The sequence below is a fragment of the Bradyrhizobium sp. in8p8 genome (assembly GCF_000426845.1).
GTDB lineage: Bacteria > Pseudomonadota > Alphaproteobacteria > Rhizobiales > Xanthobacteraceae > Bradyrhizobium > Bradyrhizobium japonicum_C.
Window position 1 is genome coordinate 232,092 of record NZ_AUGD01000003.1, and the last position, 13,878, is coordinate 245,969.

At 63.4% G+C, this 13,878-nt stretch carries 13 protein-coding genes; 5 read left to right on the forward strand and 8 right to left on the reverse strand.

Annotated elements, in window-relative coordinates; genetic code table 11:
* Window positions 1-63: 63 nt before the first annotated feature.
* Complete coding sequence (gene holA, locus K408_RS0111190) at window positions 64-1,092, forward strand: DNA polymerase III subunit delta (protein WP_024338705.1); 1,029 nt, start codon at window positions 64-66, stop codon at window positions 1,090-1,092.
* A gap of 370 nt (window positions 1,093-1,462) precedes the next feature.
* Here the strand turns inward: holA and K408_RS0111195 are convergent, their stop codons facing one another.
* The 7 genes from K408_RS0111195 to hemJ form a co-directional block, all read right to left on the reverse strand.
* Entirely contained in the window at window positions 1,463-2,350 is an 888-nt protein-coding gene (locus K408_RS0111195; RefSeq protein ID WP_024338704.1) for a ParB/RepB/Spo0J family partition protein, read from the reverse strand.
* 163 nt (window positions 2,351-2,513) lie between these two features.
* Window positions 2,514-3,383, reverse strand: a complete 870-nt coding sequence (locus K408_RS0111200) for a ParA family protein (protein ID WP_024338703.1) — start codon at window positions 3,381-3,383, stop codon at window positions 2,514-2,516.
* A 28-nt stretch (window positions 3,384-3,411) separates the two neighbouring features.
* Entirely contained in the window at window positions 3,412-4,044 is a 633-nt protein-coding gene (gene rsmG, locus K408_RS0111205) for a 16S rRNA (guanine(527)-N(7))-methyltransferase RsmG (RefSeq protein ID WP_245265893.1), read from the reverse strand.
* Between the two features lie 150 nt (window positions 4,045-4,194).
* A complete protein-coding gene (gene mnmG, locus K408_RS0111210) occupies window positions 4,195-6,075 on the reverse strand; it encodes a tRNA uridine-5-carboxymethylaminomethyl(34) synthesis enzyme MnmG (protein ID WP_024338701.1) in 1,881 nt (626 codons plus the stop codon).
* Window positions 6,076-6,548: 473 nt separating this feature from the next.
* Window positions 6,549-7,907 carry a tRNA uridine-5-carboxymethylaminomethyl(34) synthesis GTPase MnmE gene (gene mnmE / locus K408_RS0111215; protein WP_024338700.1) on the reverse strand — a complete coding sequence of 453 codons (1,359 nt, stop codon included), beginning with the start codon at window positions 7,905-7,907 and terminating at the stop codon, window positions 6,549-6,551.
* Between the two features lie 196 nt (window positions 7,908-8,103).
* Window positions 8,104-9,369, reverse strand: coding sequence for a transcription termination factor Rho (gene rho, locus K408_RS0111220; RefSeq protein WP_011083462.1), 1,266 nt, complete (start codon window positions 9,367-9,369; stop codon window positions 8,104-8,106).
* 256 nt (window positions 9,370-9,625) lie between these two features.
* A complete protein-coding gene (gene hemJ, locus K408_RS0111225) occupies window positions 9,626-10,060 on the reverse strand; it encodes a protoporphyrinogen oxidase HemJ (protein WP_024338699.1) in 435 nt (144 codons plus the stop codon).
* 458 nt (window positions 10,061-10,518) lie between these two features.
* Here hemJ and K408_RS0111235 point away from each other — a divergent pair, with 458 nt between their 5' ends.
* From K408_RS0111235 to dnaQ, 4 genes are read left to right on the forward strand one after another with little or no spacing between them, the layout of a single operon-like run.
* Window positions 10,519-11,358 carry a pyruvate, water dikinase regulatory protein gene (locus K408_RS0111235; protein WP_024338697.1) on the forward strand — a complete coding sequence of 280 codons (840 nt, stop codon included), beginning with the start codon at window positions 10,519-10,521 and terminating at the stop codon, window positions 11,356-11,358.
* 9 nt (window positions 11,359-11,367) lie between these two features.
* Complete coding sequence (locus tag K408_RS0111240; protein ID WP_024338696.1) at window positions 11,368-11,976, forward strand: Maf family protein; 609 nt, start codon at window positions 11,368-11,370, stop codon at window positions 11,974-11,976.
* Between the two features lie 23 nt (window positions 11,977-11,999).
* On the forward strand, window positions 12,000-12,599 hold the full coding sequence (gene coaE, locus K408_RS0111245) for a dephospho-CoA kinase (protein WP_024338695.1): 600 nt from the start codon (window positions 12,000-12,002) through the stop codon (window positions 12,597-12,599).
* 31 nt (window positions 12,600-12,630) lie between these two features.
* Complete coding sequence (gene dnaQ / locus K408_RS0111250; protein ID WP_024338694.1) at window positions 12,631-13,353, forward strand: DNA polymerase III subunit epsilon; 723 nt, start codon at window positions 12,631-12,633, stop codon at window positions 13,351-13,353.
* Here dnaQ and secB read toward each other — a convergent pair.
* A complete protein-coding gene (gene secB / locus K408_RS0111255) occupies window positions 13,344-13,829 on the reverse strand; it encodes a protein-export chaperone SecB (RefSeq protein ID WP_024338693.1) in 486 nt (161 codons plus the stop codon). The two genes, dnaQ and secB, sit on opposite strands and share 10 nt — an antisense overlap.
* Window positions 13,830-13,878: the final 49 nt, after the last annotated feature.

Genomic DNA, 13,878 nt, shown 5'->3' on the forward strand with positions numbered 1-13,878 from the left:
TTGATCCCAAACCTCTGGATTCCGGGCTAGCGCTGCGCGCGCCCCGGAATGACGATCTGGACCATGGTCGCATTGCGCGGAAAAGAGATCGACGCTTTCCTCGCCCGTCCCGATGCGGGCCGCCCCATCATCCTGCTGTACGGACCCGATGCCGGCCTCGTGCGCGAGCGCGCCGATGCGCTGATCGCCTCGGCCGTGGACGATCCCAACGATCCGTTTTCGCTGGTCAAGCTCGATGGCGACGAGCTCTCGGCCGAACCCTCTCGCCTCGTCGACGAGGCCATGACGGTGCCGCTGTTCGGCGGCCGCCGCGCCATCCGCGTTCGCGCCGGTTCGCGCAGCTTTGCCAGCGGAATCGAGACGCTGGCCGAGATGAGCGTGAGGGATTGCCGCATCGTGATCGAGGCCGGCGAGCTCCGTCCCGAATCGCCACTGCGCAAGACCTGCGAGAAAGCCAAGACCGCCGTGGCGATCGGCTGCTATCCCGATACCGAGCGCGATCTTGCGAGGCTGATGGAGGACGAACTCCGCATCGCCAATTTGCGCATCGCGCAGGATGCCCGCGCGGCGCTGATGTCGTTCCTCGGCGGCGACCGCCAGGCCTCGCGCAACGAGTTGCGCAAGCTGACGCTCTACGCCCACGGCAAGGGCGAGGTGACGCTGGAGGACGTGATGGCCGTGGTCGCCGACGCCTCCGAGCTGAAGCTCGACCCGATCGTCGACGGCGCCTTTGCCGGAAGGCCCGACATCGTCGAAAGCGAGTTCGCAAAGGCCATGATCGCCGGCACCTATCCCGGCGTGATCATCTCGGCCGCACAACGCCAGGCCGCGTGGCTGCACAAGTCTGCGCTCGCGATCGCCGACGGTACGCCTGCGTCCGCCGTGCTCGACGGCGGCTTCCCGCGCCTGCATTTTTCGCGAAAGCCCGCGGTCGAAACCGCGCTGCGCAATTTCACCCCAGCCCGGCTTGCCGCCATCATCGAGCAGCTCGCAACCGCTGCGCTCGATACCCGCAGGCAATCCACGCTCGCCGCCGCCATCGCCCAACGCGCGCTGATGGCGATCGCCGCGAATGCAAAGCGCCGGGGCTAGGCGCCGCTCTCGCGCCACGTCATTGCGGACGCAACTCTCTCCACGTCATTGCGAGCCAACGGGTCCGCGCGAAGCGCCGCCCGATGACAGGCTCCGCGAAGCAATCCAGACTCCCTCCGCGGAAGGATTCTGGATTGCTTCGTCGCTGACGCTCCTCGCAATGACGTGTTGAGAGAATGCCGCGTCACGGTGACTGCCGTGGCCCCTCTTCCCGAGCAGCGCGCTCTTGCGCGCGTCTCGAAGGATGCAGGCACGTCTCTTTCCCTCGCCTCGAGACGCCGCTCCGCGGCTCCCCAGGGCGAGGGAAAGACGTGACTACGCCGTGCGATATTCCGGGACTCGCATCGCCGGCCCGGAACGACGACCCAGGCTACAGCGCGCCCTTGGCCAGCCGCTTCATCACCTCGTCGAGCTGATCGAGGTTGCGGTAGTTGATCTGCACGGAGCCGCCGGGATCGCGGTGGTTGACGGTGACCTTGAGGCCGAGCGCGTCGCTGACGCGCTTCTCCAGATCGATCGTGTCAGGATCCTTTTCCTTGCCACCGCTGGCGCGCGCCTTCTGCGGCTTGCGCTCGGGCACACCCTCTTCATGCGCCAGCGCCTCGGCCTGGCGAACGTTGAGGCCCTCTTCGACGATGCGCTTGGCGGCCGCGAGCGGATCCGGCACGCCGATCAGCGCACGGGCGTGACCCGCGGTCAGCTCGCCGGTTGCGATGAAGGCCTGCACCTCGGCCGGCAGCTTCGTCAGCCGCATCATGTTGGCGACGTGGCTGCGGCTCTTGCCGACGACCTTGGCGATGTCCTCCTGGCTGCGTTTGAACTCGTTGGCGAGCGCGTGATAGCCCTGCGCCTCCTCCATTGGGTTGAGATCCTCGCGCTGCACGTTCTCGATGATCGCGAACTCCAGCGCATCGCTGTCGCTGATATCGACGGGGACGATCGGCACCTCATGGAGACCGGCCATCTGCGAGGCGCGCCAGCGCCGCTCGCCGGCGATGATCTCGTAGCGGTCCTGCACGCCCTTCACCGGGCGCACCACGATCGGCTGGATCACGCCGTGCTGCTTGATCGAATCGCTGAGCTCCTTCAGCTCGGTGTCCGAAAAGGTACGGCGCGGATTGCGCGGGTTGGGCTTGATGAATTCGATCGGCACCTTGCGCTGCGCGCGCGGACGATCGACATGCTGCGCCTCGCCGCCGACATCACCGATCAGACTCGCAAGACCTCGGCCCAGTCGCGAACGCGCTTCGTCGGCCATCGCCAGCTCCCTTGGATTCAACTCGAACGCTCCTGCTACTCTGGTCCCGTCGTTCCGGAGTGCGCGAAGTGCGAACCCGGACTCCCGGCGTTGCTCAATTCCAAATCTCGGGATTCCGGATCAGTTCGCGTGCCGCAAATTGTCCGGAATGACACGTCTGGATTCAATGCGTCGTTCGCAGCTCGCGCTCGCGCTGGATCACCTCGGTCGCAAGCCGCAGGTAAGCTTCGCTGCCGACGCATTTGAGATCGTAGACCAGCACCGGCTTGCCGTAGGACGGCGCCTCCGAGATGCGCACGTTGCGCGGGATCATGGTCTTGTAGACCTTCTCGCCCATGAACTGGCGCACATCGGCGACGACCTGGTTCGAGAGGTTGTTGCGCGAGTCGAACATGGTCAGCACGATGCCGTGGATCGACAGGTTCGGGTTGAGCGTCGAGCGCACCTGCTCAACGGTCTGCAAGAGTTGCGACAGACCTTCGAGCGCGAAGAACTCGCATTGCAGCGGCACCAGGATCGCATCTGACGCAGCCATCGCGTTGACGGTGAGCAGGTTGAGCGAAGGCGGGCAGTCGATCAGAACATAGGTGTAGTCGGCGTCGGGCGAGACGTTGTTGTTCAGCGCGCCGATCGCATCGCGCAGCTTGAAGGCGCGGCCGGGTGTGGTGCCAAGCTCGAGCTCGAGGCCGGAGAGGTCCATGGTCGAGGGCGCGATGTGCAGCCGCGGCACCGCGGTCGAGACCACCGCTTCGCGCAAGGCGGCTTCGCCGACCAGCACGTCATAGGTCGAGAGGGAGCGGTTGCGGCGGTCGATGCCGAGCCCGGTCGAGGCGTTGCCCTGGGGATCGAGGTCGACGATCAGGACGCGCTCGCCGATTGCAGCGAGCGCCGTGCCAAGATTGATCGCTGTGGTTGTCTTTCCCACGCCGCCCTTTTGATTCGCCAGCGCAAGGATGCGCGGGTGGCCGTGCGGGACCTCCGCTGCCTTGTCCTGGGCCGACTGTTCTTGGCCTGGTTCGTCAATCACGCTCATCGCAATTCCCCACTCACCCCTGAACGCCTCAGCCTCGCCGTTCGGCGGACGTCAGCTCCACGATCCACCCGTCCCCGGTTCGGCTTGGATGCAGCTTGGGCTGGATATTCCAATATTTAGTGGCTTCGGTCAATTCAGCCTCTACATCTTGACCTTTCGGAAACAATGCCTTTGCGCCTTGGCGCATGAGGGGCTCCGCAAAGCCGATGAGTTGATGTAGCGGAGCCAGTGCACGCGCGGTGACGCAATCGACGGGGCCGGTGATTCTATCCACATTATCCCCGATCTCAGCGAGATGTACGACTCCCGGAGATGTGGTGACGCGGATCGCTTCGCGCAAAAAGGCAGCCTTCTTCGCGATTCGCTCGACGAGGTGGACGCTCGCGCCCGGCTTGCCCGCCATCACACAGGCGAGGACCACGCCTGGAAAACCGCCGCCGCTGCCGAGGTCGGCCCAGCGTCTTGCAGTCGGCGCGAGATCGACGAGCTGAAGGGAGTCGGCGATGTGCCGTGTCCAGAGGTTTGGCAGTGTCGAAGGCGCGACCAGATTGGTCTTGGATTGCCACTCGCGGAGCAGCGCGATGTAGCGATCGAGGCGGACCTCTGTTTCATGTGAAACGGGCGCGAGCTTGAGCGCGGCGACCTTGTCGGCCGCGATGATCGCGTCGAGCGATCGATCGTTGGCGCTGGCCTTCTCGATCTTCGGTCTGGGCGGTCCTGGCTCAGCGTGCCCACCGGCGCCCTCGCCTGCCGTTGGCCGCCGCGAGAGCGGTCGTTCCCCACCCGGTCCGCGCTGTTTCACGTGAAACGCCTATGCGATTGCCTTGGAATTCTTCCGAGCTTCACGGCGGAGATACGCCGCAAGGATACCGAGCGCCGCCGGCGTCATACCATCGATGCGGCCAGCTTGGCCGACCGTGAACGGGCGCGCCTTCTCCAGCTTGGCACGGACCTCGTTGGAGAGACCGGGGACCATCTGGTAATCGACCTCCGACAGAACCAACCCCTCGTCGCGCCGGAAGGCCTCAACGTCCGCACTCTGGCGCTCCAGATAGACGTCGTACTTGGCGTCGATCTCGAGATGCGTGGCGATAACCGGATCAACCGCGGCCAGCTCCGGCCAGATCGCGCGGACTTGGCTCCAGCCGATCTCGGGATACGCCATCAGCTCGAAGGCGGAGCGGCGTTGGCCGTCCCGATTGAGTGAAAGGCCGTGCTTGATTGCCTCGTTCGGGGTGATGGTCAGAGACTTCGACAGTGCTCGGGCCGCATTCAGGGCGTCCATCTTGGTGCGGTGGTGCCGGGTTCGAGCCCTGCCGACACATCCCAAGGCGATGCCCTTCTCTGTCAGACGCTGGTCCGCATTGTCGGCCCGTAGCGTCAAACGATACTCGGCCCTGGAGGTGAACATCCGATAGGGCTCACTGATCCCGCGGGTGACGAGGTCATCGATCATCACGCCAAGATAGCCGTCAGCCCGGTCGAACACCGTCAGCGCGGCCCCACTGGCGGACAAGGCCGCATTCAGGCCGGCCACGATGCCCTGCCCGGCGGCCTCCTCGTACCCGGTGGTGCCATTGATCTGCCCGGCCAGGAACAGGCCGCGCAGCCGCTTGGTCTGCAGGGTCGGATCGAGCTCGCGGGGATCGATGTGGTCGTACTCGATGGCATAGCCCGGGCGGACCATCTTCACCCGCTCCAGACCGGGAATGCTGGCGAGGATCGCGAGCTGAACTTCCTCGGGAAGCGATGTCGAGATGCCGTTGGGATAGACCGTGCTTTCGTCGAGCCCTTCCGGCTCCAGGAAGATCTGATGGCCATCCCGATCGCCAAAGCGGACGATCTTGTCCTCGATCGAAGGACAATAGCGCGGACCGGAGCTCTTGATCTGCCCGGAATACATCGGGGATCGATGCACATTGGCCCTGATCACCTCGTGGGTGACGGTTGTGGTCCGGGTGATGCCACACTGGATTTGCGGGGTCGTGATCCGTTCGGTCATCACCGAGAACGGCTCTGGCGGATCGTCTCCGGGCTGCATCTCGACTGCAGACCAGTCGATCGTGGTGCCGTCGAGGCGCGGCGGCGTCCCGGTCTTGAGGCGTCCGAGTGTAAAGCCGGCGCGCTCAAAGGAGCCGGAAAGACCCATCGCCGGCGCCTCGCCAACCCGACCTGCGGGCCAGTTCTTTTCTCCCAGATGGATCAGACCGCGGAGGAAGGTCCCTGTGGTGACTACGACGGCCCCTGCCCGGAGCTCGCGGCCATCAGCCAGGCGCAGTCCGGTCACCCGGCCGTCGGCCGTAATCAGCTCGTCGGCTTCCCCCTCAATGACGGAAAGACCCTCGGTCTCCAAGATGGCGGCTTGCATGGCAGCCGCATAAAGCTTTCTGTCCGCCTGGGCCCGGGGACCGCGGACGGCCGGACCCTTCCGGCGGTTGAGCACCCTGAACTGGATGCCGCCGGCGTCACCGACACGGCCCATCAGACCATCGAGCGCATCAACTTCGCGGACCAGATGCCCCTTGCCCAGGCCGCCGATGGCCGGATTGCAGGACATTGCGCCAACGGTGGAGAAACGATGCGTTACCAGAGCGGTCAAGGCGCCCATCCGGGCCGAAGCGGCCGCAGCTTCACAGCCGGCGTGGCCGCCGCCAATCACGATGACGTCGAAACTTGCTCGCTCTGTTCGCATAGGGGACTTCTAGCTCAGGGGCGGAAAAGCGGGAAGCGGAAACTGGAAGCGGCTGTTTCACGTGAAACACGAGCCACGCGGGTGGCGGATGTTTTCGCGAAAACAACCCCATGCACAGTAGAGGGAGCCTCGGGAAACCCGGTGTTTCACGTGAAACGAAAGAGGGCGTCATTGCGAGCGCAGCGAAGCAATCCGGATCCTCCGATCCTCCGCACCGAGAAGCTGGACTGCTTTCTCGCAAAGGCTGCGCGCAATGACGAGCATCGAGGAGTGAATGGAGCGCTGCCGATGCCACCTAGGCCAGTCGATCTCCTCAAGTCGATTGCAGACCACATCCTCGTGTTTCACGTGAAACAGAGCCGCCCCGGTTGGCAAGATGACGGCGTTCCACCTAGCACGTGAAACGAAACCCCCACGTTTCACGTGAAACACAAGAAATGGAACAAGGGCTAATCTAGAGTGAAGACCTAGCGCTACTTTCCGATACAGAACTTCTGGAAGATGGCGCCAAGGACGTCTTCGACATCCACCCGGCCTAAGAGCCGGCCCAAGGCAAAAGCGGCGGCCCGCAGCTCTTCGGCCGCGAGCTCCTCGCCGTGTTCTACAAGGTCCAGACTGCGGTGCAAGCTGTCTAGCGCCTGCTGCAGAAGATCGCGCTGACGCGCCCGGGTGACCAATGCGCCCTCGCTCATTCCGAAGAATCTGGCGGCGAATTTCACGAGGGCTTCGACCAGCTCGGCGATGCCGTCGCCTCGACTGGCGGAGATAGCGAACTCACCCGGTGCGATGGCGCCTTGGTTCCTGCCGAGATCGATCTTGTTGCGGACGATCCAGACCGCGCCGCCGGACGACGGATCATCGGCGCCGGATCTCCGAAGCGGGCGCATCGCGTCCGGATCGACCGCTCGCCCCCCCTCCACCAGCCACAGCACGAGATCGGCGTCCGCGGCCCGCGCCCGCGCCCGGCGCACACCTTCCTGCTCGACGGGATCATCGGTCTCGCGGATGCCGGCGGTATCGATCACCGTGACGGGATAGCCGTCGAGGTCGAGCTGCACCTCGATGACGTCGCGCGTCGTGCCGGCATACGGCGAGACGATCGCAACCTCACGACGCGCGAGCTGGTTGATCAGCGTCGACTTGCCGACATTCGGCTCGCCGGCGATGGCAACCACAAGGCCTTCGCGCAAGCGTTCAGAATGTCCCTGCGTCGCAAGCACTTCTGCGATTTCGTCATGCAGCGCCTTGATCGCCTTGACCGCCGGGGCCCTCAACTCGGCGGGCACATCGCCCTCATCGGAAAAATCGATGCCCGCCTCGATCAGCGCCGAGGCCTCGATGATGCGCTCGCGCCAGTCACGCGCGCGATTGCCGAGGAGGCCCTGCAGCTGGCGCAGCGCCTGGCGGCGCTGGCGATCGGTGTCGGCATGGATGAGGTCATCGAGGCCCTCGGCCTCGGTCAGATCGAGCTTTCCGTTCTCGAAGGCACGCCGCGTGAACTCTCCAGGCTCAGCCGCCCTCGTATTCGGAATTTTGCAAATCTCGCCGAGGAGCGCCGCGAGCACCGCGCGTCCGCCATGAACATGAAATTCGGCGACGTCCTCGCCGGTCGCACTTGCCGGTCCCGGAAACCAGAGCACGACGGCATCGTCGATCGGCTGGCCCGAACCGCCCCGAAGCAACCTCCGGCTCGCCTGTCGCGGCGGCGGCGGGTTGCCAGCAAGCGTCGTCAACACCGAGCCAGCTTGTGCGCCCGAGACGCGTACCACCGCGATCGCGCTGGGCGCCCGCCCGGATGAGAGCGCAAAGATCGTCTGGTCACGCGGATGCATGGCCTATTTGTCCGCCTCTCGATGAAAAGGCAAATCTCCGACCTGAGATCATCCAGAGCAGTTGCCGCAGCATGCATTTATTGCAGTGCAGCATAACCAGACCTACTTACCCCGTCCTTCGTGCTGCATGATTGCTGCAGCAGAGCGCGCAGCAAAAAGGGCGCCCGGAGGCGCCCTCGGATATGCTGCACTGCACTCAGGTGTTCATGGAATCGAAGAACTCCGAATTGCTCTTGGTCGAGCGCAGCTTGTCGAGCAGGAAGTCGATCGCGTCCATCGTGCCCATCGGATTGAGGATGCGGCGGAGAACGTACATCTTCTTGAGCACCTGCGGATCGGTGATGAGCTCCTCCTTGCGGGTGCCGGAGCGCGAGATGTCGATCGCCGGGAAGGTGCGCTTGTCCGAGACCTTGCGGTCCAGGATCAGTTCCGAGTTGCCGGTGCCCTTGAACTCTTCGAAGATGACTTCGTCCATGCGGCTGCCGGTATCGACCAGCGCGGTCGCGATGATGGTCAGCGAGCCGCCCTCCTCGATGTTGCGGGCCGCACCGAAGAACCGCTTCGGGCGCTGCAGCGCGTTTGCATCGACACCGCCGGTCAGCACCTTGCCCGACGACGGCACCACGGTGTTGTAAGCACGGCCGAGGCGCGTGATCGAATCGAGCAGGATCACGACGTCGCGGCCATGCTCGACCAGGCGTTTTGCTTTTTCGATCACCATCTCGGCGACCTGGACGTGACGCACCGCCGGCTCGTCGAAGGTCGAGGACACGACCTCGCCCTTCACCGAGCGCTGCATGTCCGTGACTTCTTCCGGACGCTCGTCGATCAGCAGCACGATCAGATAGCATTCGGGATGGTTATGCGTGATCGAATGCGCGATGTTCTGCATCAGCACGGTCTTGCCGGTGCGCGGCGGCGCCACGATCAGAGCGCGCTGGCCCTTGCCGATCGGTGCGACGATGTCGATCACGCGGGCAGACAGGTCTTTCCTCGTGGGATCATCGATCTCCATGCGAAAACGCTGATTCGGAAACAGCGGCGTGAGGTTGTCGAAATTGACCTTGTGCTTGGCCTTTTCCGGGTCCTCGAAGTTGAGCGTGTTGACCTTCAGCAGCGCGAAATAGCGCTCGCCCTCTTTCGGGCTGCGGATATGGCCTTCGATGGTGTCGCCGGTGCGCAGGCCGAAGCGGCGGATCTGCGAGGGCGAAACGTAGATGTCGTCCGGGCCGGGCAGATAATTCGCGTCGGGCGAGCGGAGGAAGCCGAAACCGTCGGAGAGAACCTCGACGACGCCCTCGCCGACGATATCGGTCTCGGCCAGCGAAAGCTGCTTGAGGATGGCGAACAGCAGCTCCTGCTTGCGCATGGTGCTGGCGTTCTCGACCCCATTCTCTTCCGCGAACGAGACAAGCTCAGCCGGGGTCTTCGACTTGAGGTCCTGAAGTTTAATTTCCCGCATTGGGATGGTCCTGTGGGGTAACCTGAAAAGAGGGGGGTGCGAGGAGGCTCTGAAATGCGGACGCGAGCAGGTGCAGGTAAGGTCCGCAGGTCTGGCAAGGTGAGCGCCGGTGAGGCTTCAAACCTGATGCGGTGTCCGGCCTCTGGAAAGCTCGGACACAACCACATCCGCCTGCGTTGGGTGGGATGTCGACAATATAGAAAATCGCTCCCCGCTCCGCAAGCCGAAGCGCTGAGCTAATCGTCGCGCGTGTCGCCTAGAACGGCTTCACGATCACCATGATGACGATGAAAATCATCAGAACAGTCGGCACCTCATTGATTATTCGATAGAATTTCTGGCTTCGCGGGCGACGGTCGGCGGCGAAATCCTTCAGCCAGCGCGAAAAAAAGCCGTGAACCGCGGACAGCGCGAGGACCAGTGCCAGTTTTACGTGCAGCCAGCCGAACGAGAACCAATGGCCGGACCAGGCGAGATAGAGCCCGGCAAGCCAGGTGACGATCATCGCGGGGTTGATGATCGCCTTCAGCAGCCGACGCTCCATAATCTTGAACGTCTCCGACTGCTTCGAGCCGATCTCGGCCTCGCAATGGTAGACGAACAGCCGCGGCAGATAGAGCATGCCGGCCATCCAGGCGATGACCGCGATCACGTGCAGCGCCTTGATCCAGAGATAGACGTCTTCGAACATTTTCTGTGCCCGGATTGATGCCAGCTCGGAGAACGCTGGGGATAGTAAGAACTCGTTAAGGTCTCACCCCGCACACATATCCATCCCAAGGGCCTTCCTCAAATCTAGAATCTTAGATTCTTAAGGTTTGAGTCTATGTGACCGTGGATTGGACTCATGCAATTCCATCCGCGAGTTCACGCGTGCTTTTTCACATCCATCCACATATCCCGGATCGCGCCGGCGATTTCCGATAAGCCGGTCGGACTCAAGACCTTGCTCCCGCCTGTCGGCAGCTTGTCAAGAGAGTTGTCCGCGCAATCCCGCTTCCATCTCGGCAGGGCGCCGAACTTGTTCCGATGGGCAGCGGTGTGAAGAAAATTGGCCGTTGTCCCGCCCCTGGTGTCGCACATCCCTTTACGAGGGGTTAAGCTCCACAGAAATCCACAAACCACCCCAACGAAATTCAAAGGGTTTTTGTGCCGACCTCGAACAATTATTTCCATCTGCATCTGGTCTCGGACTCCACGGGAGAGACGCTCATCACCGTGGCGCGGGCGGTTGCGGCCCAGTACGCCAACGTGACGCCGGTCGAGCATGTTTATCCGCTGGTGCGCAGCCAGAAGCAGCTCGACCGCGTGCTCGATGAGATAGAGGAGGCGCCGGGGATCGTCCTGTTCACGCTGCTCGAGAAGGATCTGGTCTCCAGGCTCGAGGACAAGTGCAAGGAGATCAATGTTCCCAGCCTGTCGATCATCGGCCCGGTCATGCAGCTGTTCGAAGCCTATCTCGGGGCCGCGACCACCGGTCGTGTGGGCGCCCAGCACGTCCTCAATGCGGAATATTTCAAGCGGATCGACGCTTTGAATTACACGATGATCCATGACGATGGTCAGCATGTCGAAGGTCTCGACGAGGCCGACGTGGTGTTGGTCGGTGTGTCCCGCACCTCGAAGACGCCGACATCGATCTATCTTGCCAATCGCGGCATTCGCACTGCCAACGTGCCCCTGGTTCCAGGCATTCCGGTACCCTCGCAACTGGAAACATTGACGCGACCGCTGGTGGTCAGCCTGCATGCGACGCCGGAACGCCTGATCCAGATCAGGCAGAATCGCCTGCTTTCCATGGGCGCCGATTCCGGCAGCGACACTTATACCGACAAGCAGTCGGTTACCGAGGAGGTCGCGTTCGCGCGCAAGCTGAGTGCCAAGCACGACTGGCCGTTGCTGGATGTCACGCGCCGCTCGATCGAGGAGACTGCGGCGGCGATCATGAAGCTCTACAGTGATCGCCAGCGCAACCGGCCCTCCGAGTAAGGGTCGGCGATGGGTCTGTGGCGCGGCACATCTCCGTTGATCCTGGCCTCGCAGAGCAGCGCTCGCAAGATGCTGCTGGGCAATGCTGGCCTCGAATTCAAGGCGATCACGGCTGATATCGACGAGCGCGGCATTCAAGCTGCGTCCAGGCTGTCGAACCCGCGCGAGATTGGCCTGCTGCTGGCGGGCGAGAAAGCCAAGGCGGTTTCGGCGGGTCATCCCGGGAGCTACGTGATCGGCGCCGATCAGACGCTGGCTCTTGGAACGCGTCTCTTCAACAAGCCTTCGGGCCGCGCACAAGCGCTGGCGCAATTGCGCGATCTTGCCGGAAAGACCCACGAGCTGAATGCCGCTGTGGCCGTCGCGCGTGACGGCACGATCGTTTTCGAGGATGTCTCGGTCGCCCGCATGAGTATGCGAGAGATGACCGATGCCGAGCTTTCGGCTTATCTCGACGCTGCCGGCGATGCCGTCACGACCAGTGTTGGGGCGTATCAGCTCGAAAGTCTCGGCATCCACCTGTTCGAACGGATCGAGGGCGATCATTTCACCATTCTCGGCCTGCCGCTGCTGCCGCTGCTTGCGTTCCTGCGCCGCGAACGGCTAGTTGCGGTGTGAATGATTGAGATGGCTGGAAGCTGATGCGGATTCTCGGACTGACCGGCTCGATCGGGATGGGGAAATCGACCACCGCGAAATTATTCGCAGAGGCCGGCGTCCCCGTCTACGATGCCGATGCCGCTGTCCATCAGCTCTATGAGGGTGAGGCGGCGCCCGCGATCGAGGCCGCTTTCCCCGGCACCACCGCGAACGGCAAGGTCGACCGACAAAAACTGTCGGCGCGCGTCGTCCATGATCCCGCCGCGATCAAGCAGCTCGAGCAGATCGTTCATCCGATGCTGGGTGCTTCCAGGCAGAAATTCTTCGCCGATGCCGAGACCGCCAACGCGCCGGTCGTGGTGCTGGACATCCCGCTGCTGTTCGAGACCGGCGGAGAGAAGCGGGTCGACGCCGTCGTCGTGGTCTCCACCTCGCCCGAACTCCAGCGTCAGCGGGTGCTCGCGCGCGGGACGATGGACGAGGCAAAGCTGGACGCCATCATCGCCAAGCAGATGCCGGACGCCGAGAAGCGAAAGCGCGCCGATTTCGTGGTGGATAGCTCACACGGACTTGAACCGGTGCGGGCGCAGATCGCGCACATCCTGGCGGAGGTCGTTAAGATGCCGCAGCGGCGAGCCTGATTCGCGCCGCGGCACACGGCTTCCTAAAGACATGCGCGAAATCGTCCTCGATACCGAAACCACCGGCCTCGATCCGCTCCGCGGCGATCGCCTGGTCGAAATCGGCTGCGTCGAGATCTTCAACCGCATGCCGACGGGACAGAGCTTCCACGTCTACATCAACCCTGAACGGGACATGCCGGCGGAAGCCTTCGCGGTGCACGGATTATCGTCCGAATTCCTGGCGACGAAGCCGCTATTCCACGAGATTGCCGACGAGTTTCTGGAGTTCATCGGCGACGCGCCGCTGGTGATCCACAACGCCTCGTTCGACATCGCCTTCATCAATGCCGAGCTTGACCGCATCAAGCGTGCCGCAATCCCGCGCGAGCGGCTGGTGGACACGCTGCTGTTGGCGCGGCGCAAGCATCCCGGCGTGTCCAACCGGCTCGACGATCTCTGCTCGCGCTATGCGATCGACAATTCGCACCGCACCAAGCACGGTGCGCTGCTGGACGCCGAGCTGCTGGCTGAAGTCTATGTCGATCTGGTCGGGGCGCGGCAGTCGCAGCTGCTGCTGGCTGCGGAAGGCGAGGAGATCCGGGTCGCCAGCGCGGGCGATGCGCCGCGGCGGCAGCGTCTGGTGCCGCTCGCGCCGCGCATTACGGAAGCCGAGCGCGAAGCCCATCGGGCCTTCATCGCAACCCTCGGCGACAAGGCGATCTGGAACGAGTACCTGCCCGCTCCAGCCGCGGCGGTCGCCGCTCAGGCCTGACCGGCTTGACCCTGAGCGGCCATTTGCCGCTCCATGTTCTGGCGATAGAGACCGACGAAGTCGACCGGGTCCAGCATCAGCGGCGGGAACCCGCCGTCCCGCACCGCGGTCGCGATGATCTCGCGTGCAAACGGGAACAAGAGGCGCGGGCACTCGATCATGACCAGCGGGTGCAGGTTCTCCTTCGGCACGTTGGCGATCCGGAACACGCCGGCATAGGCGAGCTCGAAGGAGAACATCACCTTGGCCGCGGCCTCGGCCTTGCCCTCGATCGACAACGTCACCTCGAACTCCTGTTCGCTGAGATTGTTGGCGCTGACGTTGATCTGGATATTGATCTGCGGCGGCTGGTTCTGCTGCTGGAGCGAGCTCGGCGCGTTGGGATTTTCGAATGAGAGGTCCTTAGTGTATTGCGCCAGCACATTGAGCTGGGGAGCCTGGGCCGCCTCGGGAGGGGTGCCGTTACCGTTGGTCATGAAAGTCTCTCCTTACCCGATTGGGGCTGAATTTCGCGGCGGTTGGCTA